Annotated in this window: 26 protein-coding genes and 1 pseudogene; 18 read left to right on the forward strand and 9 right to left on the reverse strand. The window is 48.1% G+C overall.

The genetic code is table 11. The features are described 5' to 3' along the window. Positions 1-180: pseudogene (locus ACTHY5_RS02005) on the forward strand (ChaN family lipoprotein); the annotation flags it as partial. Here ACTHY5_RS02005 and ACTHY5_RS02010 read toward each other — a convergent pair. Then, complete coding sequence (locus ACTHY5_RS02010; protein ID WP_441875668.1) at positions 166-1,539, reverse strand: GGDEF domain-containing protein; 1,374 nt, start codon at positions 1,537-1,539, stop codon at positions 166-168. The pseudogene ACTHY5_RS02005 and the gene ACTHY5_RS02010 sit on opposite strands and share 15 nt — an antisense overlap. A gap of 163 nt (positions 1,540-1,702) precedes the next feature. Between ACTHY5_RS02010 and ACTHY5_RS02015 the strand changes: the two genes are divergently transcribed. Together ACTHY5_RS02015 and ACTHY5_RS02020 are read left to right on the forward strand one after the other, a co-directional pair. Continuing rightward, positions 1,703-2,419 carry a glycerophosphoryl diester phosphodiesterase gene (locus ACTHY5_RS02015; RefSeq protein WP_441875671.1) on the forward strand — a complete coding sequence of 239 codons (717 nt, stop codon included), beginning with the start codon at positions 1,703-1,705 and terminating at the stop codon, positions 2,417-2,419. A gap of 184 nt (positions 2,420-2,603) precedes the next feature. Then, positions 2,604-3,920 (forward strand): DEAD/DEAH box helicase, encoded by a 1,317-nt coding sequence (locus ACTHY5_RS02020; RefSeq protein ID WP_441875674.1) that lies wholly within the window; start codon positions 2,604-2,606, stop codon positions 3,918-3,920. A 160-nt stretch (positions 3,921-4,080) separates the two neighbouring features. Here the strand turns inward: ACTHY5_RS02020 and ACTHY5_RS02025 are convergent, their stop codons facing one another. From ACTHY5_RS02025 to hutX, 4 genes are all read right to left on the reverse strand, one after another. Beyond that, positions 4,081-5,259, reverse strand: coding sequence for a benzoate/H(+) symporter BenE family transporter (locus ACTHY5_RS02025; RefSeq protein ID WP_441875677.1), 1,179 nt, complete (start codon positions 5,257-5,259; stop codon positions 4,081-4,083). Positions 5,260-5,373: 114 nt separating this feature from the next. Beyond that, positions 5,374-5,802 (reverse strand): CBS domain-containing protein, encoded by a 429-nt coding sequence (locus tag ACTHY5_RS02030; RefSeq protein ID WP_441875680.1) that lies wholly within the window; start codon positions 5,800-5,802, stop codon positions 5,374-5,376. Positions 5,803-5,969: 167 nt separating this feature from the next. Then, positions 5,970-6,497, reverse strand: a complete 528-nt coding sequence (gene hutZ, locus ACTHY5_RS02035) for a heme utilization protein HutZ (protein WP_441875683.1) — start codon at positions 6,495-6,497, stop codon at positions 5,970-5,972. After that, positions 6,490-6,993 carry a heme utilization cystosolic carrier protein HutX gene (gene hutX, locus ACTHY5_RS02040; RefSeq protein WP_441875686.1) on the reverse strand — a complete coding sequence of 168 codons (504 nt, stop codon included), beginning with the start codon at positions 6,991-6,993 and terminating at the stop codon, positions 6,490-6,492. Before hutX ends, hutZ begins: the two co-directional genes overlap by 8 nt. A gap of 327 nt (positions 6,994-7,320) precedes the next feature. Between hutX and ACTHY5_RS02045 the strand changes: the two genes are divergently transcribed. From ACTHY5_RS02045 to ACTHY5_RS02095, 11 genes are all read left to right on the forward strand, one after another. Further along, entirely contained in the window at positions 7,321-8,016 is a 696-nt protein-coding gene (locus tag ACTHY5_RS02045) for an energy transducer TonB (protein ID WP_441875689.1), read from the forward strand. A 3-nt stretch (positions 8,017-8,019) separates the two neighbouring features. Beyond that, a complete protein-coding gene (locus ACTHY5_RS02050; protein WP_441875692.1) occupies positions 8,020-8,643 on the forward strand; it encodes a MotA/TolQ/ExbB proton channel family protein in 624 nt (207 codons plus the stop codon). Beyond that, positions 8,640-9,065 carry an ExbD/TolR family protein gene (locus tag ACTHY5_RS02055; RefSeq protein WP_441875695.1) on the forward strand — a complete coding sequence of 142 codons (426 nt, stop codon included), beginning with the start codon at positions 8,640-8,642 and terminating at the stop codon, positions 9,063-9,065. The genes ACTHY5_RS02050 and ACTHY5_RS02055 overlap by 4 nt, the downstream gene beginning before the upstream one ends. Then, a complete protein-coding gene (locus ACTHY5_RS02060) occupies positions 9,062-9,892 on the forward strand; it encodes a heme/hemin ABC transporter substrate-binding protein (protein WP_441875697.1) in 831 nt (276 codons plus the stop codon). The genes ACTHY5_RS02055 and ACTHY5_RS02060 overlap by 4 nt, the downstream gene beginning before the upstream one ends. After that, positions 9,892-10,908, forward strand: a complete 1,017-nt coding sequence (locus tag ACTHY5_RS02065) for a FecCD family ABC transporter permease (protein WP_441875700.1) — start codon at positions 9,892-9,894, stop codon at positions 10,906-10,908. The genes ACTHY5_RS02060 and ACTHY5_RS02065 overlap by 1 nt, the downstream gene beginning before the upstream one ends. Continuing rightward, positions 10,908-11,681, forward strand: a complete 774-nt coding sequence (locus tag ACTHY5_RS02070; protein WP_441875703.1) for a heme ABC transporter ATP-binding protein — start codon at positions 10,908-10,910, stop codon at positions 11,679-11,681. The genes ACTHY5_RS02065 and ACTHY5_RS02070 overlap by 1 nt, the downstream gene beginning before the upstream one ends. Before the next feature lie 211 nt (positions 11,682-11,892). Next, a complete protein-coding gene (gene ettA, locus ACTHY5_RS02075; protein ID WP_441875705.1) occupies positions 11,893-13,560 on the forward strand; it encodes an energy-dependent translational throttle protein EttA in 1,668 nt (555 codons plus the stop codon). Positions 13,561-13,731: 171 nt separating this feature from the next. Continuing rightward, on the forward strand, positions 13,732-14,280 hold the full coding sequence (locus ACTHY5_RS02080; RefSeq protein WP_441875708.1) for a porin family protein: 549 nt from the start codon (positions 13,732-13,734) through the stop codon (positions 14,278-14,280). A 354-nt stretch (positions 14,281-14,634) separates the two neighbouring features. Further along, positions 14,635-15,126 carry a porin family protein gene (locus ACTHY5_RS02085; protein ID WP_441875711.1) on the forward strand — a complete coding sequence of 164 codons (492 nt, stop codon included), beginning with the start codon at positions 14,635-14,637 and terminating at the stop codon, positions 15,124-15,126. Between the two features lie 434 nt (positions 15,127-15,560). After that, positions 15,561-16,277, forward strand: a complete 717-nt coding sequence (locus tag ACTHY5_RS02090; RefSeq protein WP_441875714.1) for an AzlC family ABC transporter permease — start codon at positions 15,561-15,563, stop codon at positions 16,275-16,277. Next, positions 16,277-16,591, forward strand: coding sequence for an AzlD family protein (locus ACTHY5_RS02095; RefSeq protein WP_441875717.1), 315 nt, complete (start codon positions 16,277-16,279; stop codon positions 16,589-16,591). Before ACTHY5_RS02090 ends, ACTHY5_RS02095 begins: the two co-directional genes overlap by 1 nt. Before the next feature lie 42 nt (positions 16,592-16,633). On the opposite strand, the gene ACTHY5_RS02100 is transcribed toward ACTHY5_RS02095, so the two are convergent. Continuing rightward, a complete protein-coding gene (locus tag ACTHY5_RS02100; RefSeq protein WP_441875720.1) occupies positions 16,634-17,221 on the reverse strand; it encodes a DUF4202 domain-containing protein in 588 nt (195 codons plus the stop codon). Positions 17,222-17,478: 257 nt separating this feature from the next. Here ACTHY5_RS02100 and hmpA point away from each other — a divergent pair, with 257 nt between their 5' ends. From hmpA to ACTHY5_RS02115, 3 genes are all read left to right on the forward strand, one after another. Next, the gene (hmpA, locus tag ACTHY5_RS02105; protein WP_441875722.1) at positions 17,479-18,675 is read left to right on the forward strand and encodes an NO-inducible flavohemoprotein; all 1,197 of its coding nucleotides are present in this window, start codon (positions 17,479-17,481) and stop codon (positions 18,673-18,675) included. 116 nt (positions 18,676-18,791) lie between these two features. Further along, entirely contained in the window at positions 18,792-19,634 is an 843-nt protein-coding gene (locus ACTHY5_RS02110) for an HpcH/HpaI aldolase/citrate lyase family protein (protein WP_441875724.1), read from the forward strand. 109 nt (positions 19,635-19,743) lie between these two features. Then, complete coding sequence (locus ACTHY5_RS02115) at positions 19,744-20,109, forward strand: glutathione S-transferase N-terminal domain-containing protein (protein ID WP_441875727.1); 366 nt, start codon at positions 19,744-19,746, stop codon at positions 20,107-20,109. A gap of 66 nt (positions 20,110-20,175) precedes the next feature. On the opposite strand, the gene ACTHY5_RS02120 is transcribed toward ACTHY5_RS02115, so the two are convergent. Further along, positions 20,176-20,319 (reverse strand): entericidin A/B family lipoprotein, encoded by a 144-nt coding sequence (locus ACTHY5_RS02120; RefSeq protein ID WP_441875729.1) that lies wholly within the window; start codon positions 20,317-20,319, stop codon positions 20,176-20,178. 385 nt (positions 20,320-20,704) lie between these two features. Here ACTHY5_RS02120 and chrA point away from each other — a divergent pair, with 385 nt between their 5' ends. Continuing rightward, the gene (chrA, locus tag ACTHY5_RS02125; RefSeq protein ID WP_441875732.1) at positions 20,705-21,835 is read left to right on the forward strand and encodes a chromate efflux transporter; all 1,131 of its coding nucleotides are present in this window, start codon (positions 20,705-20,707) and stop codon (positions 21,833-21,835) included. A gap of 315 nt (positions 21,836-22,150) precedes the next feature. Here chrA and ACTHY5_RS02130 read toward each other — a convergent pair whose 3' ends face one another. After that, complete coding sequence (locus ACTHY5_RS02130; protein WP_441875734.1) at positions 22,151-24,622, reverse strand: heavy metal translocating P-type ATPase; 2,472 nt, start codon at positions 24,620-24,622, stop codon at positions 22,151-22,153. Between the two features lie 244 nt (positions 24,623-24,866). After that, a partial coding sequence (gene cueR, locus ACTHY5_RS02135; protein ID WP_441875736.1) for a Cu(I)-responsive transcriptional regulator occupies positions 24,867-25,275 on the reverse strand: 409 nt, incomplete at its 5' end.

A 25,275-nucleotide genomic window follows, 5' to 3' on the forward strand; every position in this document is an offset into this window, starting at 1 on the left:
CAGCAGCGCAACCCCGCACTAAACATCGCCGTTATTTATCCCGTTACTGCCACAGAAAGCCAACCAGATACTCCATTGTGGACGTTACAAGTGGCTGACTTACCCGCGACTCGTCTAGATGGCGAACCCTTACCCGCTTATAGTTCAGGTAAAGCTAACTGTTTATCAATCGCCGAGTAAACACGTATTACGACCCATACTTTTAGCACCATATAAGGCTTTATCGGCACGGTTAATCAAGTGCTCATAATCGGGGTGGCCATCAAAAGTCGCCACCCCACCGCTCATGGTCACTTGCTGAGTGTTATTATTAGGCAGTTTTAATTGGCTCTCCATTAACTTGGTGCGAATATTCTGTGCAATCTTAAGTGCATTAGCCGCAGACACTTCAACCAGCACCACCAGTAACTCCTCCCCACCGTAACGAAACACAAAGTCACTGCTGCGCACCGCTCCGGCCACTAAATTGGCCACTTGTTGTAGCACCATATCGCCACCTTCATGGCCATGATTATCATTAATGGCTTTAAAGTGGTCTATATCAAATAATACCACTGAGAATACGCCATTATTGCGTTTAGCTAACTTTACTTCACGATTCATCACAGCGGGTAAAAAGCGTCGGTCAAGCAAACGCGTGAGGGTATCGCGGCCTTGATCAATTTCAATGTAGCGATCAAACATGGTGCTCATAAAGTAAATGATCGCTTTCACTTCTTGCTGCAATAGCGCCATTTTACCCACCATAACACTGGCTTGAGGCAAAATACTTGCTTGTAGATCTGGCAGTAGCACTAGATCAATTTGCTGTAACACTTGCTCAATTTGATTAAGCTCAGGCGCGCCATCAAAGATGGTTACTGCCTGATGGTAAAACCACAGTCCAAATTCAGAACGACTCAAACCTTTTAGCGACGACTCACCACTGTGCAGAGCAAACATTAACTCGTGGCTCCAATCAAGCAAGGCGGCACGTTGTCGCTCTCGCTCAACAGATAGATTTAAGCTTAACGTATGTAATCGATATGCTTCAGCGGCTCGGCTTTTACGATCCGACTTAGTGACATATGCCAAGCTCATAAGCTCTAATGATAAATCCATTACATCTTGCAGATATTTGGCGGCGGGCAGCCAATCGGCGGGCTCACTCCATAATTGAGAAATCAGCTCTAACAAGCGACGCTTATGCAAGCGCGCACCCAACGACACCAAGTTAATGGGTAAGTTAATACGCGCATGCACCTTACCCACTTCAAATTGGCGCTCAACAGCCGCAGGAATAGCCGTCGTATCTTGAATAGAAAAGGCTTGCTCTAGCCATAGGATCATCGATGCTTTTAGTCGTTGATTAACAATTTCATGAGCTAAAAATTCCCGAGCTTCGGGCTGCTCCATCATTTGCTGATAAAAATTATCCGTCAGCTCACGGCTATGGGCTAGCACTAGCTCTCTTACCTGAGAACGCATGGTGTTATCGTAGTCAGACAAAATGTTCTGCCATTGATGCTGGCCGTAACTAAGAGGATCGATTATTGGCATGCTATTTCTCAGGAGGAATACGAAGCCACATTATAGGTAATTTTACTTTACGAATATATGTTTGTGCTTAATATTGGTTAGAAAACAACCATTACTGCACGCATAAACGATCTTATTCACCAATAAATAAGCCACGGTTTAACGTTATTAACAGAGAGGTAGGATGCTGTGTGGACATCGCGGGCTGGCAAGCGTAGCGCCAGAAAACACCTTAGCGGGATTAGAAGCGGCACATCAACATGGCTTTCGCTGGGTAGAAATAGACGTACAGCTCACCCAAGATAATCAGCTGGTGTTATTTCATGATAAGCACCTTGAACGCTGTACCAATGGTCGCGGCCAATTACGCCAGCATAGTTGGCAGCAGCTGAGTCAGCTTGATGCTGGCCGCTGGTTTTCACCCGAGTTTGCCGGTGAAAGATTGGTACTTTTGTCGGATTATCTTATGCGTACCACCCAGCTTAATATCAAGGTAAACATAGAGCTAAAATTACACTCAGCCAGTGATGCCCTGCCATTAGCAAAACGGGTCTGCCAAGTACTGGAGCAAGGGCAAGTGGACTGTGCCCAACTGCTGATCTCTAGTTTTAATATAGCAACACTTGCATACCTACAACAGCAACTAGCAAGCATTCAACGCGCCTTATTAGTAAAGCGCATACCTGATAACTGGCAAATATTATTACAAACTCTAGACTGCCAAGCCCTGCACTGTGACTATCATTATCTCACTCAGCCCCAAGCTCACGAAGTAATTCAGGCCGGTTACCAGCTTAACTGCTATACCGTTAACGATCCTCTACAGGCTGAGACCTTGGCGCAATGGGGAGTCAATATGATTTTTACCGATAAGCCTTTACAGCAGCGCCCGGCGCTGTAAAAACATAGCCCTTTGTTTAGCTTGGTGCTAGGCGCTGGGCGTTGGGCGTTGGGCGTTGGGCGCTTAACTTAGTGTTTCACAGTTAAACTTATTGCCTTTTGCGCTTTTCTGTTATCATGCTGGAAGTTTGCCTCTCGGCAATGCCTCTCAGCCGTCCGCTAGGACCTTTTTAGTTCGGAGTCTCATGTCTTTTGCTTCCCTAGGCCTTAACGCCCAGCTCGTTCAAGCGATCAATGAATGTGGTTATACAGAACCTACCCCTATTCAAACTCAAGCCATTCCGCTGGTATTAAAAGGCGGTGATTTATTGGCCGGCGCACAAACCGGTACGGGTAAAACAGCCGGCTTTGGTTTGCCTATGCTGCAACGGTTAAGCGAAACAAAAGCCAAACCACTGGCCAATGGTCGTGCGCCCGTGCGTGCCCTTGTGCTCACCCCCACTCGTGAACTTGCCGCACAAGTAGAAGAAAATATCCGTGCTTATGCTAAGCACAGTGGATTGCGCACCTTGGCCATGTTTGGTGGTGTGAGCATTAACCCACAAATGAAAGCCTTAGGCGGAAAAATAGATGTAGTGGTGGCCACACCAGGGCGTTTGCTCGATCACGTATCGCAACGCTCTATTGATTTATCGCGCATTGAAATGCTGGTACTAGACGAAGCGGATCGCATGTTAGACATGGGCTTTATTCGTGATATTCAGCGCATTATTGCTAAAATGCCCTCTAAGCGACAAAACTTACTGTTTTCAGCAACCTTTTCTAGCGAAATAAAAAAACTAGCCGAAAGCCTGCTCACCAATCCAGAGCACATTGAAGTGGCAAAACGCAATGCCACCGCCGACACCATAGCGCAGCGTTTTTATGGGGTAGATAAAAACCGCAAACGTGCGTTACTCAGTTATTTAATTGGTCATCATAACTGGCAGCAAGTGTTAGTTTTTACTCGCACCAAGCACGGTGCTAACCGTTTAGCAATGCAGCTCGAGAAAGACGGCCTGCCCGCCATGGCCATTCATGGTGATAAAAGCCAAGGGGCACGGACTCGTGCTTTAAGTCAGTTTAAATCAGGTAAACTGCGAGTTTTAGTGGCCACCGATATTGCTGCCCGTGGTATCGACATTAGTGAACTGCCTCATGTGGTTAACTTTGAGCTGCCCCATGTTGCTGAAGACTATGTGCACCGTATTGGCCGCACCGGTCGTGCCGGCGTTAAAGGGGAAGCCATGTCTTTGGTGTGCTTTGCAGAAAAACCGCTGCTTAAAGCCATTGAGCGAGTCACCAAACAAAACGTAGAGCTAGAAATACTACCGGGTTTTGAACCCTTACCAGATAGCGAACAGCCGCCCATTGAAAAGCCCGCCGCTAAACGTGGTCGCGGCAATGCCGGTGGCCGAGGTCAAAATAGCGGCCGTGGCAACACTGGGCGCAACCAAAACCCACGCTCAGCCAATAACAAAACGCCGCGCAGTAATAAATCACCTCGTCGTAATGATGGTTAAAACATAGCTGCCAGCGCTAAGCTATCAGAAAACAAAAAAGCCGACTACTCAGTAGTCGGCTTTTTTATAGTGGGTTCTTGTTTTACTGCGTAAAACCTGCCAGCTAAAGCGGCCTCTACATTCGTGCAATATGATGGGCCATGGGGTGCTTGTTTGGATTTTAACCTCGCTTGCGCGAGGGGGGCCGGTTTCTTACATTCAGCCAGTGCACAATACCACCGACCAATAACCCCCAAAAGGCACTGCCGATACCGAATAACGCCACACCGGAGGCGGTGATCATAAACGTTAATAACGCGGCATCTCGCTCTTTTTCATCAGCTAATGCCACCGTTAAACTACTACCAATGGTACCCAATAATGCCAACCCAGCAATCGCCATCACCAACTCATTAGGCAAAGCGGTAAATAAACCGACTACAGTGGCACCAAAAACGCCCATCAATAAATAAAATACCCCCGCCCACACACCGGCTTTATATCGCTGCTTGGGGTCAGCATCCACTTCTTTGCCCATGCACACAGCCGCACTAATGGCCGCCAAGTTAAAGGCAAAGCCGCCAAAAGGGGCCAGTAATACGCCGGTAATGCCGGTCCAGCTGATTAAAGGTGAACCTTTAGTGTGGTAACCATGAGCACGCAATACCGCAATGCCGGGTACATTTTGTGAGGCCATAGTGACCACAAATAATGGAATGCCAATACCAATTAAGCTGGTAAGAGAAAAGCTGGGCATCATTAATACCGGCTTGGCTAACTGCCAACTCAGCTGATTAAACTGTAATAATCCAGTGGCGGCAGCTACTGCCAACCCCACACATAAACTCAGTGGGATCACATAGCGCGGTAAATGGCGGCGTAAGGCTAAATAGGTGATTAACATAGCCCCTACTAACCACGGCTGCGTTTCTGCTGAGTTAAATAGGTCTAGGCCAAAGGTTAATAACACACCTCCCAACATAGCGGCAGCTAAGCCCGGTGGCACTCGCTGCATAATATGATCAAACCAGCCGGTAATACCGCACAGCAAAATAAGGCCTGAGCTAAAAATAAAGACACCTATGGCCTCACTCATGGGCACGCCTGCTAGTGCTGTCACCAATAACGCCGCACCAGGCGTAGACCAAGCAGTTAATATAGGTTCGCGATAACGTAACGAAAAACCAATGCAGGTCGCCCCCATGCCTAAGCCCAGCGCCCACATCCAAGAGCTAATTTGTGCCTGACTAGCGCCAGCGGCAGCAGCGGCTTGAAAGATAATGGCCGCTGAGCTGGTGTAGCCTACCAATACTGCAATAAAGCCAGCAGACAAGTGAGAAAATTGAAAAGCTAAACGCATGGGAGTCCTTACAGACAGCAATAAGCCGTCAGCCATTAGCGGTCAGTGCAACATCAATACCAAACAGCTAAGTATGTGAGCTGTTTATATTAAACCAAGCTGTTATAGCGAGAATCATTTTTTTAGTAGCTCGGCACATAAACGCACAAAGTCAGATGAAGTAACAATGCCAATCAAACACTGCTGATCATCGACTATGGTGAGACAGCCGTGTTTATTATTAAGAAAAAAATCGACCACCTCAGTGAGAGGCGCATGCAGATCCACAGATTCAAAGTCGGCATCAATAATTTCCACCACTCGGCACTGGCGCTCACGTCGCTCTAGCGCGCTCACACCATAATCAGATAACAATCCCATAATGGTAGCAATCATGCGTTTTTGCGTTAATACCCCCATCAACTTGCCGCTTAAGGCATCTACTACTGGAATGTGCCTGATGCTTTTTTCGCGCATCATGTCGTGAGCATCTTTTAACGTCGCTGATTGATCGAGCGTCTGTAAGTTGCGGATCATAATATCGCCAACACAAGTAGTAGCCATATATCATCCATCCTTGTTTGTTATTGGGTGACTCTATTAATATAAATATTACCGTTAAGTACCTATCATAATCGCTCTTGGTGCTGTGTGGTAGCCCCTCAAAAATAACCAATAAAAAGCCCGTTAATCATTCAATTAACGGGCTTTTTTATGCACAGCGCAGTGAATTAGCTGGCCGAGGCCACGCTTCTATGGCCGTCAGTTAGGTGCAACACATCCACTAAATCATCACCACTCACCGCAAACGCTTGGCCAAAGCCTTTCACAAATAAACCTTTCAGTGGTACTAAGCGAAATAAATGAAAATCTTCCAACTGGCTTAAACCATCAACAGTCTCATCAAATCGTGCACGTAGGGCATCAATACCTACTTGCCATGCAGGTGTATCACGTGTCACACGCTCGGGGCGCGCATCAAAAGTAAGACGCTTACGCGCAAATAAGGTGCGGCTATCTTGCTCGTCTGCCACCATCATTAGCGAAATTTTTGGGTTATTCAGTAAGTTTTTAGTATGACGTGCCATTTCGCTGATCAAGATGTAATAGCCATCTTCTAGCAAAGCAAAAGGAGCATAGCTCACATTAGGTGTACCTGCATTATCAACCGTTGCTAGCACCAAGGTTTGGCTAGCATCACGAAATTCACGAATTTCTGGCTCTAATCGTCCTTGTAAACGTTCTTGTTTATTAAACATTGGCTAGCTCCTTTAACGCCTTAAATTGCGCGACTTGATCAGGAAACAATATCCCTTGCTCGTCTCGACCTAAATAAATCTTAAAAATAGTATTGCCTTGTGCGTCATAAAACACTATCGCATAGGCTTCCTTGCCTCGGTGCGGCTTACTTTGCAGTGAAATATTGGCCACTGCATCCAGTTTAAGGTGACCATCTAACTCACCAAATTCAGCCTGAAGGTTATAAAAACCATAACCAAGGCGCCCACTGGGGACAGGAGCTTTCACTTCAAAGATAGAACCTGCCACTTCAATAATGGTAGTCACTCTCCCCCAAGTGGCCACTTGCTCTAAAATTGCTTGGGCATGTTGGCCGTCCAATGGAACAATCAGCTCGTGAGGAAGACGGCAAACCAGCTCCCACTCTGATACATTGAGTTGTTTGGCCATGGCGGCTGGACGTAACTTAGGTTCATTTTCTAACAGTTCAAGCACTTGGCTGGTTAGCTCAGGCATGCCAATTTAATCCTCTGATAAAGCAATTTAAGACGCTGCGGCTTGCATTATATAATAAAGAAGCCCACTCAAAGCGCAGTAAAACCTTCACCTCACGCTCTCAATTCATAGTCTCTTTTAAGACAAATAAGTTAGTGAAAGTAAATAAGCTAACGCTCATTTTCGGTCTTTAGTTGAAGATAGGCAGGCTAATACAACACAACACCCAATGCAACTCATTATCATTAGCAATACTTATAGTAATAGCGATAGACATTGCGCTTAAAATATGTATTCTATGGCATTACGAAATCGAAATAACTCTCATTTATAGCTTGAGGTTTTCTAGTGAGCTTGAAACGCTACGCAGTTTTTGCAATGGCTTCTTTGTTATTGCACGGCCTATTGGCACTCGCCATGGACAATCAGGATCTGAGTATTGCCGCCCCACCCGCCGAGCCCGGCCCTATTAGCGTGCAAATGATCCCCACCGTCACTCAACCAAGTGCTGAGCCCGAACCTGTGGTTGAACCTAAACCTGAGCCAGTACCAGAGCCTAAGCCTGTTCCCAAGCCAAAACCTAAGCCGAAACCTGCGCCAAAACCAACGCCCAAGCCCAAGCCTAAACCCAAGCCAGAACCAACGCCCAAGCCGGTCACAAAGCCTGCGCCTAAGCCAACCCCCGCGCCCAAAGCTGAGCCTAAACCTGAGCCAGTTAAAAAGGTGGCTAAAAAACCGGCAACCAAAGCAAAAAACAGTGCTCCTAAGCGTATTGAAAGACCGAGCTTTCGTAGTAGACCCGCCCCTATTTCTTACCCGTCTCGGGCCCGTCGTCGTGGCCAAGAGGGCACTGTCATCATTGAGGTTTGGTTAGATAAGCGCGGCGATCAAACCAAGCGGGTGATAGTACAATCATCTGGGGTAAAAGCCCTAGACTCTACCGCCTTAAAGGGCGTTGCTAAATACCGTTTCTCTCCGTATATAGAAAACGGTCAAGGCATTGCCCATCGCGTTCATATTCCCATTCGTTTTAAGTTGGATTAAATCATGACCTTGTTACATCAATTACATCAACAATTAGGCCTAATGAGCTGGCCTCTAATTATCTGTTCTGTTATCACTTTGGCGGTGTGGCTTGAACGAGGGTTAACCTTGCTGTGGGTGAGCTCTCGGGGCGAACAAGAAAAAAAGCAACTACGCCTAGCAGGTAATAATTTTTCATCAGTGGAACTGGACAACCCGCACTCATTGATTTTGCAAGGCTGTCGTTTATTAGTGCAGCACAAAGACTGTGACAAAGCGACCCGTGAAGACTTAGCCGGCATTTGGCTGCAACAACAAAGGCGCAAGCTTCACTCAGGGTTACGTGTACTGACTTTAGTCGGCGTGATCAGTCCTTTACTCGGGCTACTGGGCACGGTATTGGGGCTGATTAGTATGTTTGCCAGCATTGGTGAAAGCGGTAACCCTGTGACACCTGCCTTACTTGCCGACGGGCTGGGCTTAGCCATGAGCACCACAGCCGCGGGGTTAATGATTGCGCTACCGGCCATTGCCGGAGCCCAACTTTTTGGCTTATGGGCCGACCGATTACTTGACAAACTCACCCATGAGCTTAACCAGTGTAACTTGCACCTTGATGGCGTTGCGCTAGGGGGATGTACATCATGATAGGCCGCCCCGATACCACTAACGGTGGGTGGCGCTCATTAACACCCGACATTACGCCGCTACTGGATATTATTTTTATTGTGCTGGTGTTTTTGCTGCTCACCGCCAATATTCCCCTGCAATCGTTAGAAGTCGATTTGCCTGACACCGACAGCCAAGCATTATCCAGCATACAAGATAGTGAGTCCATGACCATTAATATGCTAGCGGGTACCCCTGCTTGGGCACTGGACGGTGAACAATATGAGGATTGGGCGCAATTTAAACCCATTTTAGAAGCGCAAATTAGCGCTTTAAAAGACACAGATTTAGTGCTGGCCTCCGATAAAGATGTCACCGTTGACAGCATGTTAAAGCTGCTGGCGTTTTTACAAGAGCACCAAATTGCCGCCACCCAAATACTCATGGAGGACTCTCAATGATTATCCGCTTACTTTTGCCATTGGCACTGCTGGCGGCCAGCACAGTTCAGGCTGACACACAACGGCTACTGAGTGCCGGTAGCAGTGTCACCGAGCTCATATTTGCCCTTGATGCCGAGCAAGATTTAGTGGCGGTAGACAGCACCAGCGTACTGCCAGCAGACAGCGAGCTGCCACGTTTGGGCTACCACCGCCAACTGAGCGCTGAGGGGATATTATCGACCCAGCCAAACTTGGTTATTGGCAGTGATGAAATGGGCCCTCCCACCACACTCAAGCTAATACGCCAAGCGGGTATACAGGTGGAGTCGCTGCCAGAGGCCATGTCGATAGCAGAGCTGCAAGCCAATATTACTCAATTAGGCCAGTTACTTGATCGCACCGAGCAGGCACAGCAGTTACACCAGCAAATTGACACTCGTGCCCAAGCGATTAACACCGAGATTGCCCACCCTAAGCGCACTATTTTTCTGTTGATTGGTGATGGTGCTACCGTACAAATTGCGGGGCGCAACACCCTGGCCGGTGCCCTAATCACAACGGCGGGCGGCACTAACCCCGCTATTAAGCAGGTAGAAGGTTATAAGCCGGTGGCCATGGAAGCCATAGTGGCCATGGCGCCTGAGGTGATTTTGGTCAGCCGCAGACATTTAACCGACACCTTAGATGATAACGCCTTGTTTAAGCAGTTTCCGCTGCTGCGCCAAACGCCGGCCGCCAACAATAACGCCATTGTGCCCATTAATGGCAAAGCCTTAATTGGTGGTTTTGGCTTAAGTACCTTAAGTGAAGCCGAACGCTTGCATCAAGACTGGTTAAGCGACTAATGAATAAACGCATCGCCCTTTATCCTATATTGCTGGGGTTACTTGTAGTGACGGGGCTGGGCTCCTTAGCCACGGGTCCTATGTCATTAGACTTGTTTAAACTATTGACCCCAGCACAACTTAATAGCACCGAAAACCTCGTCTTGCTGCATATTCGCCTGCCACGCACCCTGCTCTGTTTAGGGGTGGGTGCCACCTTGGCGTTATGTGGTGCTGTCATGCAGGGCCTATTTCGCAACCCCTTAGCAGATCCGGGCATTATTGGGGTATCTAGCGGTGCGGCATTAGGGGCAGCCTTATCTATGGTATTACTAGCACCATTTGCCGTGCTATTACCGGCTTGGCTTGGCGCCAGTTTAACCTCACTAATGGCGTTTATTGGCGGCTTAATCACCACCTTAGTGGTGTATCAGCTCGCCCGTACCCCACAGGGCACGTCTGTGAGTATTTTATTATTAGCAGGGGTTGCCATCGGAGCCTTAAGTGGCGGTATTTTAGGTTTATTAAGCTACTTAGCCGATGACCAAACACTAAGAGATCTCACCTTGTGGCAAATGGGCTCTATGGCCAAAAGTGAGCCTTTTCAACTGGCGCTCGTTTGTGCCACCGCGCTCATGTTGACTTGGATATTACGCAGTCATGCTCACAGTTTAAATGCCTTGGCCTTAGGCGAGGCCGAGGCCAGCCACCTCGGCATAGATGTGCAGCTACTCAAGCGTAAAATGGTGTTGTTATCAGCCTTAGCCGTGGGGGTTAGCGTGGCCGCCGTGGGCATTATTGGTTTTGTCGGCTTAGTGGTACCGCACTTGGTACGCCTAGTGGCGGGCCCAGATCACCGTCGCCTGTTACCGCTCTCTGCGTTACTAGGTGCCTGGTTATTGTTGTTAGCCGATATGATGGCCCGCACTGTGGCAGCCCCTGCAGAAATGCCAGTGGGTATAGTGACCGCCCTATTAGGGGCTCCGTTCTTTTTATGGCTATTGTTAAAACAAAAACGTGGCATAGGACTGGCATAATGACCCCTCCCACTCCCTTATTAGATATACAGCAACTGTCTTTGACCATTAACCGTAACCCCCTGCTTAATGATATTAATTTACAGTTATTGGCAGGTCAGGTGACGGTACTGATTGGAGCGAATGGGGCAGGCAAAAGTACCTTATTTAAATGCATTGCCGGTGAGCATAGCCCTAAGGGAAGCCTCAGCTTATTTGGCCGGCCTCGTGAGAGCTGGTCACGCCAAGCGCTAGCACGACAGCTGGCCGTTTTACCGCAGCAGTCAGCGTTACAATTTCCCTTTTTAGCCTATGAAGTGGTGAGTTTGGGGCGTATTCCCCACCACAGTAGCGAGCAAGAAAACCGCCCCATTATTCAACAAGCGATGGAGCAAGCTAACGTTTGGCATTTACGTGATGCGCCTTATCCCCGTCTATCTGGGGGAGAAAAACAACGTGTACACTTTGCCCGCATTTTAGCTCAGTTATCTGGCGAGCCCAGACCGCGTATATTATTACTCGACGAACCCACCTCAGCATTAGATTTAGGCCAACAACACCAGTTGCTGAGCGAGGCGCAACAATTGGCCAGCCAAGGCTGTGCGGTATTAGTCATAGTGCACGACCTTAACCTAGCCGCCCGCTATGGGGATCAGCTGGTATTATTAGATAACGGCCAAATAGCAAGCCTTGGGACACCTGAACAGGTTCTAACCCCCGCCAATGTAGAGCAATATTTTGGCTACCAAGCTCAATTAATGCAAAGCCCCAACGGCCACCAAGTCTTGGTTTAATAACAGCGCCGAGCGCAGGTTAGGATCTCGGTTTGGGTATTTTCTTTTAGCTGGGCGCTGAGCGCTAGGTGCTCGGCGCTCAAAACCTCTCAATGCTGGCTTTCCGCGCTCAGGTCAGTACCATATAGCCCATGCTTTTGGGTTGGCTGCCAGCAGCAAGCGTGCTGGATAGCCGCCTTTTCCTTTTTGCACTATCAGGACAATTATAGCTATGGCTCAATTTGTTTATAGTATGAACCGCGTGGGCAAAGTGGTTCCGCCCAAGCGTCATATTCTGAAGAATATTTCTTTATCATTTTTCCCCGGCGCCAAAATTGGCGTACTGGGCTTAAACGGCGCCGGTAAATCCACCCTGCTGCGCATTATGGCCGGCATAGACACCGAAATCGAAGGCGAAGCGCGCCCTCAACCTGGCATTAATATTGGCTATTTACCACAAGAGCCCAAGTTAAAGCCCGAGCAAACGGTACGCGAAGCCATTGAAGAGGCCGTATCAGAAGTGGCCGGTGCGCTTAAAGAACTGGACGAGGTGTATACCGCTTATGCCGATCCCGATGCCGATTTTGACAAGCTTGCGCAACGCCAAGGCGAGCTAGAAGCCATTATTCAAACCCACGATGGCCATAACTTAGAAAACCAGCTCGAGCGCGCCGCCGATGCGCTGCGTTTGCCGGCTTGGGATGCCACCATAGATACACTGTCTGGGGGTGAGCGCCGCCGAGTGGCTATGTGTCAGCTGCTGTTAGAAAAACCCGACATGCTGTTACTTGATGAGCCCACTAACCACTTAGACGCCGAATCGGTAGCGTGGTTAGAGCGCTTATTGCACGACTACGAAGGCACAGTGGTGGCCATTACCCACGACCGTTATTTCTTAGATAATGTGGCCGGTTGGATCTTAGAGCTAGACCGCGGTGAAGGTATTCCGTGGGAAGGTAACTATTCGTCTTGGTTAGAGCAAAAAGACGAGCGTTTATCCCAAGAGCAATCTTCTGAAGCCGCACGTCAAAAGTCCATTCAAAAAGAGTTGGAGTGGGTGCGTCAAAACCCCAAAGGTCGCCAAGCTAAGTCTAAGTCTCGTATGGCGCGCTTTGAAGAGCTACAAAACCAAGATTTTCAAAAGCGTAATGAAACCAACGAGCTGTTTATTCCGCCAGGCCCCCGCTTGGGCGATCAGGTGATCGACGTTGAAAACCTGACTAAGTCTTATGGCGATCGCGTATTGATCGATGATTTGTCTTTTAGTATTCCCAAAGGCGCCATCGTCGGTATTATTGGCCCCAACGGCGCGGGTAAATCAACCCTGTTTCGCATGCTCACGGGCTCTGAACAAGCCGACTCTGGCACCATCACCTTAGGTGAGTCGGTGCAGTTAGCCTCGGTTGATCAGTTCCGTGACGACATGGACGATAAGAAAACCGTGTGGGAAGAAGTGGCCAACGGCCAAGATATTTTGCGCATTGGTAATTTAGAAGTGAACAGCCGCGCTTATTTAGGCCGCTTTAACTTTAGAGGTAACGATCAGCAAAAACGCGTTGGCGAGTTATCCGGTGGTGAACGTGGTCGTTTACACATGGCAAAACTACTGCAAACCGGTGGCAACGTGCTGTTACTGGATGAGCCCACCAACGACTTGGATATTGAAACTTTACGCGCCCTCGAAAACGCCATTTTAGAGTTCCCCGGTTGTGCCATGGTAATTTCCCACGACCGTTGGTTCTTAGACCGTATTGCCACTCACATCTTAGATTATCAAGATGAAGGCAAGGTGGAGTTCTTTGAAGGTAACTTTAGCGAATATGAAGACTGGAAAAAGAAAACCTACGGCGCCGAGTCAGTACAACCTAAGCGTATTAAATATAAGCGCGTGACTAAGTAGTTTTTTATTACTCACGGTATGATTATCAAAACCCGCATTATGCGGGTTTTTATTATTAAAAAGTAACAAAAATAACACGCAACTTGAAAATCAGCTCCATTAGTTTATTATTCAACCGAATTAATGTTCAATGATAAAAATAAAAACCAACTTAAATAAAGAGTAAGCACTATGTTTAAAAAAATAACCACCACTGCAATTGCAGTGGCAGCACTAACCTGTGGCAGTCAAGCCATGGCCGAGCACTACGTTGGCGGTAATATCTCAGCGATGAAATACAAAGAAGACGGTCTTTCTGATAGCGCAAATCTAGTGGCTTTATATGGTCGCTTAGGTACTGAGTTTACCGAGAACTTTTCAGCTGAAATTCGTGTAGGTACAGGCCTTGCTGATGATAAAGTAAGCGTACCTACAGTTATTGGCGCAGTAGACGTAAACGTAGAACTTAATTATTTTTATGGCGCTTATGTGCGCGGCACCATCCCTATTGCCGATGCTTTTTACCCTTATGCTATAGTAGGTTTCACCCGTGGCGAACTCGAAGCCAAAGCTCTCGGACTGTCAGAAAGCTCATCTGAAGATGACGTGTCTTTCGGTGTCGGTGCGGATATTCGTCTCACCTCGAATACCGATCTCAATTTAGAGTATATGAACTACATAGATAAAAATGAAGCTTCTATCGATGGTTTCTCTCTCGGCTTCACTTATCGTTTTTATTAAAGCCAGCGTATAAGCCAGTGCTTTAATCGCACTTTAAAACACCGCCCTCACCGGCGGTGTTTTTTTATATCCCACACCGGTTTCCACAAAAAAGTGCCGACTCGATATTAGCTTCTCTCTCATCGACGCTGACATTCATACCGCCACACAGCTTTCTTCAACTTTTACTCTTAGCACCTCACCATAGCGCCCACTTTGGCGAATAATTTTTCATAACGACAAGGGCTGACTCGCCTCTGGGGTAAGATTACCTGGCTCTCTAGTGATAGCGCATTAGAGGCTAATAACGAAAAAAGACGTAAAGTCTGAAAAATAACAACAACACATACAATCTCAACAAAAAGTAGGCACTCAATGTTTAAAAAAATCACGACCGTTTCTATCGCGTTAGCAGCACTCACTTGTGGCAGTCAGGCTATGGCCGCAAACTATGTTGGGGGCAATATTGCCGCCATTGAAGCAGGCGATGCCGACTTAGTCGCTTTGTATGGCCGCTTAGGCACAGAGTTCTCTGAAAACTTTTCCGGCGAAGTGCGTTTGGGTACCGGTATCGACGATGACACTATTAATGGCAATAAAGTTAAATTAAAACACCTAGTGGGTGCTTATGTCCGTGGCGGTATTCCTGTCGGTGACGTATTCTTTCCCTATGCCACAGTAGGCTTTACTGACGTTAAATTATCATCTGGCGGTTACAGTGATTCAGGCAATGATGTTTCGTTTGGTTTTGGTACCGATATTCGCATCAATCCTAATGTTGACCTGAATCTGGAATACATGAATTACTACGATAAGCATAATGTGACCATTGATGGCTTTTCAGTCGGGGCAACTTACCGCTTTTAATACCAAACACGCTAAATAATTAATCTATTTAAAATCAGTATAAAAGAAGAAACAGAGTCACCTACCTCGACACGCCATAAACCCATCCCTGGAGGCTCGGGAAATACCATCCATGGCATTGTCACGGTCGTGGTAGGCGACCTCTGTTGTCTCTTCTTGAGCTTAGGGGCGGATAAAGGGGACCACTCCATCGACCAAGATCCGCTCCCACACAGAGCATGGGAATAAGGTTTAAAGACGCATAAACGTCATGCGTGAGCAAGCGTTCGCCGACAAAGCCCGCTTTTCATTCAACATTCACAGTTCAACATTCAACATTCAACATTCAACATTCAACATTCAACATTGCCCTCCCCTTAATACCTAAGCTCGCCCCTTGGCGCGCATAATGTTAAGCTTATTAGCCCTTCAACGTGTGAGCCCTCATTATCGCTATGGACACTTATGCAGCACAGGCCAAACTTGAGGCCGCCGATACTTGGCATGGTTTTAAACAGCTGTTGCCGCTGTCTATTTTTGTGGGTGCCTTTGGTCTTGCCTTTGGCTTAGCCGCCTCGCAACAAGGCTTAACCAATAGCACTATTATGTTAATGAGTGCCACTGTATTTGCCGGCACCTCACAATTTGCCGCCCTTGATATGTGGGGAACACAGATCCCGCTCATCCCCTTAATGATTACCACTTTTGCCATTAATGCACGCCACTTATTAATGGGCGCCACTTTATATCCTTGGCTGCGTTATCTCCCCTCGACTAAGCGCTATGGCATTATGCTATTGGCGTCTGATGCTAACTGGGCCATGGCCATGCAACGCTTTCATCAGGGTGAACGAGCGCTGGGGATTTTCTTTGGTGGTGGTTTAGCCATTTGGTCATGCTGGATGATAGGCACTTCCATTGGTCTTTATTTTGGCAGTGCCATTCAAGATCCCGTGAGTGTTGGCCTTGATATGGTGTTGGGCTGCTTCTTATTAGCCATGACTTTGGGCGGGCGCAAAAATAGCCGCACCCTGATTATTTGGTGTGTAGCGGCGGCTTCATCTATGTTGGCGTATTGGTGGTTACCAGCTAATAGCCATGTAGTGGTAGGTGCCTTGTCTGGGGGCCTGTTAGGGGCATTTTGGATGGAAAAGAGTGAGGCAGCTAACTGATGACGCTTGAAACAGCAGGCAATGGTACCTTACTGATTATTTTAGTCATGGCGTTAGTCACATTGGCCACCCGTTTGGGCGGTGTATTTGTCATGTCATTTATCCCTATTAGCCAGCGAGTACATCAGTTTATTACCGCTATGTCGGGCTCGGTACTGGTGGCTATTCTCACGCCAATGGCCGTGAACGGTGACATAGGTGCACGCGCCGCTTTGCTGACTACCGCTCTCACTATGCTGGTGTTAAAAAAGCAATTACCCGCCATTGCCGCCGGTGTTATTGCCGCCGCTCTTAGCCGCCAGTTCTTTGGCTAAAACATGCGACGACAAAAACGTTTTTTTTGACCGCTGATAGCTTTACTGTAAAGCCTTCCCGACTAAGGCACTGACTTCTTCGCTTAGCTGCAACTGTAAGGCGGCTGCCTGGCCCTCTGCCGACATTTTTCCCCAGGTTTTTTGAATAATGCTGATAAGCTTTGCTTCGCTGTGGCGGGTGGCAAAATCGGCCAAATAGTAATCCATGAACACCAAACAAATAATATCTTCTAAGGTTTGCACCTGTGGATCACGCTTAAGTTGCTTTTTTAGTAGCAAGTCTTTGATTTGCGCTTGCTCGGTGGTGCTATAGCCCACTTTTGCCATAAGCTCTGCGGTAAAGTCCCCATGAAAAGCGCCTAAGTCGGTGCGCCAGCGCTTGTAACCCGCTCTGTCCATTGGGTAGTCTGCACGGGGAATATGCCAGCGCTTAATATGCTGTGCACGACAGGCAATTTGTAAAAGTTCGCTGGCATTAGGCGCAAACTCAGCCTGTTTAGCGCTCATACGCACACTGTATAAATACTCTTTTGGCCAAGGCTGCCCATCAACGAGCTCTTGATTAGGATCTTGCTTATTTTCAGCATCAATTAAAGCCCATACTTGCTGTAGTCGAGAGTTATTGGTCATTTCACCGCCCTATATTTAAAAGATCGTCTGGCCACGGAAGAACACGAAAGCCACAGAAAATAGTGTGCCGCTCTTAATAATAAGAGCGAACACACAAGCATCACAAGGTGGCTTTTGGCCTACGTCAGCTGCACCTGCATGTACCCCAGCCCGATGTGAACCAGCACAAAAAATGTAATTTGTTATTGATGCAAATCAAAGGACACTATACCATAGCTATTAAGTTGCATTGTAAATACACATTAAGGTTATTAAATATGTTAGATGCTCGCACCAGAGAGATAGTCAAAAGCACAGTTCCGTTACTTGAGTCAGCTAATACTGCACTGACTGAGCATTTCTATAAACGGATGTTTCGCGATAACCCCGAGCTTAAAGACGTGTTTAATCTGAGCAATCAAGCTTCAGGTCGCCAACCTGCCGCCTTATTTACTGCGGTATTAGCCTATGCCAAAAACATTGATAACCCCGCAGTGCTGAGTAGTGCCGTCGAGCGCATTGCACAAAAACACACTGGTTTTTCTATTAAACCAGAGCAATACGATATTGTGGGTCATCATCTACTAGAAACCATTAAAGAATTGGCGCCCGATGCCGCAACCCCCGAAGTGATCGACGCTTGGGGCCAAGCCTACGGTGCCTTGGCGGGTATCTTTATTGGCCGCGAAGAGCAGCTTTATCAAGAAAAAGAGCAACAAACCGGGGGCTGGCGCGGTTATCGCAACTTTGTGGTCACCGAGAAACAAGCAGAAAGTGCCTTAATTACCAGCTTTTTATTAACGCCAGAAGACGGTGAAGCCGTCATCGATTTTTTACCCGGCCAATATCTGAATCTGCATTTAGTTAGCCCTAAATTGGCTAATAATGAATACCGTCAATACTCACTGTGCCAAGCGGCGAATGGCAAAAATTATCGCATTGCCGTAAAGCGTGAGCCCCAAGGTGTGGCTTCTAACTTTATGCATGATGAAGTACAGATCGGCGATACGCTGCAAGTATTACCACCATCGGGTGATTTTTTTATGGAAGTGAGTACAGAGACCCCAGTGGTGTTAATCTCGGGCGGTGTGGGCCAAACCCCAATGCGCGCCATGCTGGATCAGCTCATTAACCATCAGCATAAAGCCGATATTCACTGGCTACATGCTTGTGAAAATGGCCAACAACACGCCTTTAAAGACAGCATTAAAGGGCTACGCCAAGCTAATCATAACTTAACCACCCATGTGTGGTATCGCGAGCCTGAAGCGTCTGTTCAAGATAAAGAGCATTATAATGCTACCGGCATCATGGATTTAACCCCATTAAAAGACAGCATAGTCACGCCTAATACCCATTATTATTTCTGTGGCCCCTTGCCTTTTATGGCGATGGTGAAAGAAGTGTTAACGGGCTGGGGGATCAGTGAAGATCGCTTGCACTACGAGGTTTTTGGCCCTCACGAGACCTTGTAATTCTACTTAGATCTCACTATTAGACTCTGGCGGTTTACAGTATTAGCGCACTGGTTTAAACAGAAGACTCCATTATACGATGTTAAGCACATCGCTCACATCAACAGGGGTTTTCTATGGATATTAATGCGCTGCAAACACTGCTATTCGTTCCTGCTACTCGGCCTGAGCGCTTTGACAAGGCATTGGCCAGTGGAGCCGATGCCATTATTATCGACCTAGAAGATGCGGTGCCCGCAGCTGAAAAAGAAGCCGCGGGTAAAGCGCTAAGCACTTGGCTTGACACCCAACCTAGCAATTCTGTACTGATCCGCATTAACCCCATTAACAGCCCTTGGTTTAAACAAGACACTCAATTATGTCGCTCTAACGCAGTGGCCGGCATTGTGGTGCCTAAAGTCGAGGATGCTAATGCCTTGGCGGAGCTGGCAAGCGCTTGCGAAAAGCCCCTACTGCCCTTTATTGAATCAGCACTGGCTTTACACCGACTTAATGATATTGCCGCCGTCTCAGGTGTCGCTCGCTTCTTATTTGGCAAGCTCGACTTAGCGCTCGATTTAGGGATGGACTACCCACAGCCAGCAGGCGAGCCATTAGATGAGTCGGCATTTTTGTATGCCCGCAGCCAGTTGGTGGTTTGCTCTCGGGTACATGGCCTAGCCGCGCCCATTGATGCGATTTTTACCGCTCTCTACGATGCGAAAGGGCTAACAGATTATGCACGCCAAGGTATGCGCTTAGGCTTTAGTGGCTTCTTACTGATCCACCCCGCACAAGTTAAACCGGCACAAAAAGCCCTTACCCCCACTAGCGCCCAAATTTCTTGGGCCAAGCATATCATTGAGGCTGAAGCTCGTGAAAAAGGCGGTGTGGTCGCGGTAGGAGGCAATATGGTTGACCTGCCCATTGTATCTAGAGCTAAGCGGATTATGGAGCTAGTGCCTAATTTAGGTAAGTGATGCTAAACACGGCCCCTTGTTTCAGATAGACTCTTCATTAAATATTGAGCAGTAAGATCACGCTGCTCAATCAATATCGATGAAATTATCAATCAAATAAGGGATCGTTATGCTAGTTAAAGTGTTACGTAATGGGATTGGGGGTATTTGGCAACTGGGGGATTTAATAACACGCCCCACCAAAATGAAACGCGCTCCCGAGGCACAGCTTGAGATTGAAAACGGCTGTAAAGAGTTAGCCTTGTATCAGCTACCGCGCTGCCCATTTTGCATTAAAGTGCGTCGCAATATGCACAAGCTAAACCTCCCCATAGAAAAACGCAATGTAAACCCCGGCTCACCTTATCGGGATGAGTTAGAAGCAGGCGGCGGCCGCGTTAAGTCGCCTTGTTTGCGCATAACAGAGAACGGGGAAGTTCGCTGGATGTATGAGTCTAACGATATTATTGCCTACCTAGAACAGCGCTTCGCCTAAGCTTAAAATTAACAACACCGAGCACTAAACTCGGTGTTTTTATTATATACTTACTCGCACCTATTGTTAGTTTTGCACATCTCGTGCTGCACCCTCTATGGCTTGACCGCCACGCTGAATATCCTCACCGGCGCCAGCAAAGGTATTACATGCGGTTAAACCACCAACTAAACCAACCACCATCAAGACTGCCATTACTTTGTTCAACATAGTGCTGTGCTCCTTTGGGTAAGTTTACCTATTAGAGCCTAGCTTTAATTAGGCTCACTTGCGACCCTTGCAAGCATCTTTATGCCTGATATTGTCGCTATTCTCACATTCGCTTAGGGCACCACATTATGCAACACCTATGACGTATTATTTCTTTATCTTAAGTGATACCAATCTGTAAAACTAACTGATCAAAATTTTTCGCCACGGAACCCACGGAAGGATACGGAACAATAGAGATAAGATCTGAAAAAGACTTTATAGGGTAAGGGCCAAACACCCAACTATTAGTAGGGGAGCCCTGACCATATACTTACTTAGATTGGTATAAACCGATGTAAAAGGCAGTTTATTATGAGCAACATCACAACAAAAGGTCACTATTATGCTGGAAGTGTTTTGGCAGTTTTTTAAACTGGGCTGGATAAGCTTTGGCGGGCCGGCGGCCCATATTGGCTATTTTCAGCGCCACTTTGTGCAACAGTTAGGCTGGATGCCGCAAGACCGTTTTGCCTCCACATTAGCGTTATGCCAATTTTTACCCGGGCCTGCATCCAGTCAGTTAGGTTTTGCATTGGGGTATCAGCGTGCGGGGCTGTTTGGTGCCATCGCCGCTTTTATTGGCTTTACCCTGCCCTCTTTTTTACTGATGCTGGGTCTCGCTTTAGCCGGCAATGCTTGGGCAAACCAACCCGCTGCACTGGCGATTGTCACCGGCCTTAAGCTCTTTGCCTTAGTGGTGGTGGCTGATGCGGTGCTGTCAATGAGCAAACAATTTTGCCGCCAGCAAAGCACACTTATAATTGCCGTACTCAGTGCCGCGCTACTCTGGCTGATGCCAAGCTTTATCAGTCAGTTTGGGGTGTTATTGGCCGGTGCGTTAGTGGGGAGTGTTTTACTAAAAGAAGAACCCGGCAAGCGACCTCAAGCATTAGGTATCAGTTGGCCCTTTTTAGCACTGTTTTTTGGCTTGCTGTTAGTGATGCCGTTACTGAGCCTTACCGATACTGCCGCTGTTTTTGCCGACTTTTATCAAGCGGGCAGCTTAGTGTTTGGGGGTGGCCATGTAGTGTTGCCGTTATTAGAAAACACCCTACCCGACACGCTGGCAGCAGATACCTTTTTAACCGGTTACGGTGCCGCTCAAGCTATGCCCGGCCCCATGTTTAGCATGGCCAGTTTTTTAGGGGCAGAACTGCACCCTAACGCGCCTGTATTAGGGGCGCTCGCGGCCACTTTTGGCATTTTTTTACCGGGTTCTTTATTGGTGTTGGCCTTACAACACAGCTGGCAGGCGTTAGCGTCTAAGCCAGTGTTGGCCGGTGTCGTGCGAGGCATTAACGCCGCCGTCGTGGGCTTGTTGTTGTCGGCCTTATACCAGCCGGTGTTTGTAAGTAGTGTGACCGGTGCGCCGGCTTTGGCAGCCGCCGCCATCGGCTTATTGGCACTGCGCACCTTGCGCTGCCCAGTTATAGTGCTGATCCCCGTGTTTATGTTATTGGGATTTTGGTTGTAGTCACAATACAGCGCCGATCGCCCCAAAAGGCCAAACCTAAACCCTATTAGCCACGGAAGAACACGAAACCCACAGAAAAACAGTGATCAAACCTGACTAAACTAAGATAAAAGCCTTAATGGTTAACAGCAAACACAGCTCCTATACGAGGGGAGCTTTTACCATTAATTATCTCTTTCGTCAGTTTTGCTTTAGCTTAATTTTTCCGTGCCCTTCCGTGGGTTCCGTGGGTTCCGTGGGTTCCGTGGCAAAAATAGCGCTGGCTCTTGAAAATGTTGAGCTTGGTGCTGGGCGATCGGCGCTTGGTGCTGTCAATTAAGCCTTAAATCGCTTTAGTCTTAGGGCATTACTGATCACAAAAACACTCGACAACGCCATAGCACCGGCGGCCAGCATGGGAGACAGTAAGATGCCAAACGCCGGATATAAAATACCGGCCGCCACTGGGATCAAACAGGCATTATAGGCAAAGGCCCAGAACAGGTTTTGGCGAATATTGCGCAAGGTCGCTTGGCTGATGGCTAAGGCATTAGGCACGGCACGTAAGTCACCGCTCATTAACACCACTTCGGCCGCCTCTATGGCAATATCGGTTCCTGTGCCAATGGCCAAGCCCACATCGGCTTCGGCCAAGGCGGGAGCATCATTAATACCATCACCAACAAAGGCCACGGCGCCGTGTTGCTCACGTAATGTTTTTAAGGCCGCCACTTTACCGTTGGGCATCACTTCGGCCACCACTTCATCAATACCTAATTGGCGAGCTATTGCCTGCGCGGTGTGCTTATTGTCACCAGTGATCATGGCCACTTTTAACCCTAACCCATGCAGAGCTTTAATGGCCTCTGGCGTGCCATCTTTAATCGGATCTGCCACCGCAATAATGGCCGCCAGCTTGCCATCAATCGCCGCATATAAGGGGCTCTTTCCTTGTTGTGCCAGTTGTTCGGCTTGGCGACTCAAGGCGCTTAAGTCATAGCCCAACTTCACTAAATAACGATCAGCCCCCACCTCCACTTTTTGGCCGCCCACTTCTGCACGTACACCTAACCCCGACAGCGATTTAAAATCCTTGGGCTCGTCGATGATTAATGCTTGCGCTTTAGCCGCCGCCACTATCGCTTGAGCAATGGGATGTTCTGAATGCTGTTCAACCGCTGCAACCTGTGCCAACACCTGCGACGATTCAAAGCCCTCGGTTACCTCTAAATCAGTCAACTCAGGCTGACCTTTAGTCAGGGTGCCGGTTTTATCCAGCGCGACCACATGAGTATTACGCAAGGTTTGTAAGGCTTGGCCTTTGCGAAATAATACCCCCAGCTCAGCGGCACGCCCAGTCCCCACCATAATAGAGGTAGGCGTGGCCAACCCCATGGCACAGGGGCAGGCAATAATCAGTACTGCTACAGCATTGATCAGCGCAAAGCTAAAAGCCGGAGTGGGCCCTAGCCACAACCATAACAAGAAGGTAAGCACCGCCATGCCCATCACTACCGGTACAAATACGCCGGTGACTTTATCCACTAACGCCTGAATGGGTAACTTAGCGCCTTGGGCTTGCTCAACCATGCGAATAATTTGTGCTAATAAGGTGTCGTTGCCAATGTGGGTGGTTTCACACTCTAATGCGCCATTTTTATTGATGGTACCGCCAACAACGTCATCTCCCGCTTGCTTTGCTACCGGCACAGGTTCACCGGTGAGCATAGATTCATCCACATACGAGTGACCCGAGTGCACTTTGCCATCCACCGGAATGCGCTCGCCTGGACGTACTAGCACCAGATCTCCCACCTGCACTTGGTCTAAAGCCACCTCTTCAAACTCACCATGGCGTCGCACTCGTGCGGTATTAACCTGCAAACTCAGTAGCTTTTGAATGGCTTCACCGGTGCGCCCTTTGGCTCTGGCTTCTAAGTTACGCCCCAATAAAATGAGGGTTACTATCACAGCCGCCGCTTCAAAGTAGACGTGCTGTGTGCCAGCGGGCAATAAATTCCCCGCCAATAACACCACCACTGAGAAACTCCACGCCGACAAGCTACCCAATGCCACCAAAGAGTTCATATCGGGTCCGCCGCGCAGCAAAGCCGGAATGCCTGAGCGCAAGAAGCGCAAGCCTGGGCCAAAGAGCACTAAGCTGGTTAACACAAACTGTATACTCCAGTTCAATGTTTGCCCTAGGGTGTTATCAATCCAAGCGGCCATGCCGGGCACAAAATGCGATCCCATTTCTAAGATAAACACCGGCAAGGTTAAGGCCAATGACCACCAAAAAGCCCGTTGCAAGCTGTGTTGCTCTTGGGCTTTACGCGCCTGTTCGTCATCACGCTGACTCGATACTGGCTCGGCGTTATAACCGGCCTTTTTAATGGCTGCAACCAGCTGTGCTTCATCTAAATGGCCGGCCAATACTTCAATATGTGCGCTTTCGGTAGCCAAGTTCACATTGGCCACCCTCACTCCTGATAACTGTTGCAGGGCTTTTTCTACTCGTCCCACACAAGAAGCACAGCTCATACCAATAATGGTCAACTCAAACTGCTCGGTGCGAGTCTGAAAGCCAATTTGGGTAATGGCCTGCACTAGATCCTCCACCGAAGTCTCTGCCGTCATCTCAATATCGGCTTTTTCATTGGCTAAGTTAACGTTGGCGAGTGTCACGCCTGGCACATTGAGCAAAGCCTTTTCAACGCGGCGTACGCAAGACGCACAGCTCATGCCACTAATCGGCAGTGAAATGTGCAGCTGAGACAAAGAGGTAACAGTAGAAGAGGTAGCGCTCATAAGTTGACTCCTAACAAGGGTATCTAGCACTAGCTTAAGGCTTACCATAGGGGGAAGGTCAATACCGATAAGTAATCGCTGTACGCTTTACGTCAAATGCAAAATCTTTTAGCAACGAACCCACGGAAGAACACGGAAAAATAGTGAGCAAATCTGACAACTTACTTAGAATAATAAAACACTCAAAGCCCACATAAAAAGGGGCTTGTCTCTAACCTACAGCTTAAGGCGTAAGGCGTAAGGCTTACGGCGTTTTCTTAGAGAGTTGTTCGAGGATGGCGCATTGGGGGTTGTCGTCGCCGGGGCAGGCGGTGATCATCTGCTGTAATGTGGTTTGCATAGCGGCCAGCTCACGCATTTTATGCTCGACCTCTTGTAAGTGCCGCTCGGCCACTGCTTTTACCGCTCGGCTTGGGCGGTCTGGGTCTTGCCATAAAGACAATAACTCATCTATTTGGGCAATAGAAAAACCCAGTAGCCGTGCTTGGCGAATAAATGTTAATACCAGTATATTTTGCTCATTGTACTGCCGATAACCCGCCTCACTGCGCTCGGCCGGTTTAAGCAGCTTTATGTGTTCATAATGGCGGATCATTTTAGCCGATAAGCCGCTACGCTTTGCCGCTTCACCTATGTTCATTCTAACTCCTACG

This window comes from Oceanisphaera sp., assembly GCF_052084945.1.
Lineage (GTDB): Bacteria > Pseudomonadota > Gammaproteobacteria > Enterobacterales > Aeromonadaceae > Oceanimonas.